At 49.2% G+C, this 1,265-nt stretch carries 9 tRNA genes and 1 rRNA gene; all 10 read right to left on the minus strand.

Annotated elements, in window-relative coordinates:
- Positions 1-113: 113 nt before the first annotated feature.
- The 10 genes from ACFPRA_RS23075 to rrf all read right to left on the minus strand — a co-directional run bounded on the left by ACFPRA_RS23075 (position 114) and on the right by rrf (position 1,080).
- Positions 114-186 (minus strand) — tRNA-Ala (locus tag ACFPRA_RS23075).
- Between the two features lie 6 nt (positions 187-192).
- Positions 193-269: transfer RNA gene (locus tag ACFPRA_RS23080), tRNA-Pro, on the minus strand.
- A gap of 22 nt (positions 270-291) precedes the next feature.
- Positions 292-368, minus strand: a tRNA-Arg gene (locus tag ACFPRA_RS23085).
- A 13-nt stretch (positions 369-381) separates the two neighbouring features.
- Positions 382-470, minus strand: a tRNA-Leu gene (locus ACFPRA_RS23090).
- 7 nt (positions 471-477) lie between these two features.
- Positions 478-552, minus strand: a tRNA-Gly gene (locus tag ACFPRA_RS23095).
- Positions 553-560: 8 nt separating this feature from the next.
- A tRNA-Leu gene (locus ACFPRA_RS23100) sits at positions 561-642 on the minus strand.
- Between the two features lie 32 nt (positions 643-674).
- Positions 675-750: transfer RNA gene (locus ACFPRA_RS23105), tRNA-Lys, on the minus strand.
- Positions 751-755: 5 nt separating this feature from the next.
- A tRNA-Thr gene (locus tag ACFPRA_RS23110) sits at positions 756-831 on the minus strand.
- Between the two features lie 7 nt (positions 832-838).
- A tRNA-Val gene (locus tag ACFPRA_RS23115) sits at positions 839-914 on the minus strand.
- Positions 915-965: 51 nt separating this feature from the next.
- Positions 966-1,080, minus strand: a 5S ribosomal RNA gene (rrf, locus tag ACFPRA_RS23120).
- Between the last annotated feature and the right edge of the window lie 185 nt (positions 1,081-1,265).

A 1,265-nucleotide genomic window follows, 5' to 3' on the forward strand; every position in this document is an offset into this window, starting at 1 on the left:
TTTCTTGCTGACTTTGAATCCGAAGATTCGTTTGTGTTTGTGTCCCCGACAGAGTCGGTTCGACAAACTATATTTGTTAACGTTTTGCTGTTCAGTTTTCAAGGTTCATAAAGTGGAGCCTAGCGGGATCGAACCGCTGACCTCCTGCGTGCAAGGCAGGCGCTCTCCCAGCTGAGCTAAGGCCCCATGAAGTGGTCGGGAAGACAGGATTCGAACCTGCGACCCCTTGGTCCCAAACCAAGTGCTCTACCAAGCTGAGCTACTTCCCGGAAAAACATATAAAAATATTAATGGCGCGCCCGACAGGAGTCGAACCCATAACCTTCTGATCCGTAGTCAGACGCTCTATCCAATTGAGCTACGGGCGCTATACATTATAACTGGTGCCGAGAACCGGAATCGAACCGGTACGGTAGTCACCTACCGCAGGATTTTAAGTCCTGTGCGTCTGCCAGTTCCGCCACCCCGGCATAATAGTGGAGCGGAAGACGGGATTCGAACCCGCGACCCCGACCTTGGCAAGGTCGTATTCTACCACTGAACTACTTCCGCGTTGAAAGTGCGGGTGAAGGGAGTCGAACCCCCACGCCCGAAGGCACTAGATCCTAAGTCTAGCGTGTCTGCCAGTTCCACCACACCCGCAATATAATATCATGACTGGCAAGTCATGAAAATGGTGAGCCATGCAGGATTCGAACCTGCGACCCTCTGATTAAAAGTCAGATGCTCTACCGACTGAGCTAATGGCTCGAAAGTGGTGCCGGCGAAAGGACTTGAACCCTCAACCTACTGATTACAAGTCAGTTGCTCTACCAATTGAGCTACACCGGCAAATAAATGGTGGAGGATGACGGGCTCGAACCGCCGACCCCCTGCTTGTAAGGCAGGTGCTCTCCCAGCTGAGCTAATCCTCCTGGGTATTATTTCGTCTATTAAGGTTGTCCATCATATAATGAATTGTGCAAGCCTGGCAACGTCCTACTCTTGCAGGGGAAATCCCCGACTACCATCGGCGCTGAAGAACTTAACTTCCGTGTTCGGGATGGGAACGGGTGTGACCTCTTCGCCATCGGCACCAGACTTGTGTAATCTTTTTTAAAGACATTATTCATTATATCAAGACTTTTGAGATTTGCAAGCACTTTTTTAAAAAATACTCATTCTCTCAAAACCGGATAAAACCAACATTGGTCTGCACAAAATCAGGGACAACCATGCCCTTTTTAAATCAAGGTTAAGTCCTCGATCGATTAGTATCTGTCAGC

It is taken from the genome of Sporosarcina soli (genome assembly GCF_042655805.1).
Taxonomy (GTDB): domain Bacteria; phylum Bacillota; class Bacilli; order Bacillales_A; family Planococcaceae; genus Sporosarcina; species Sporosarcina soli.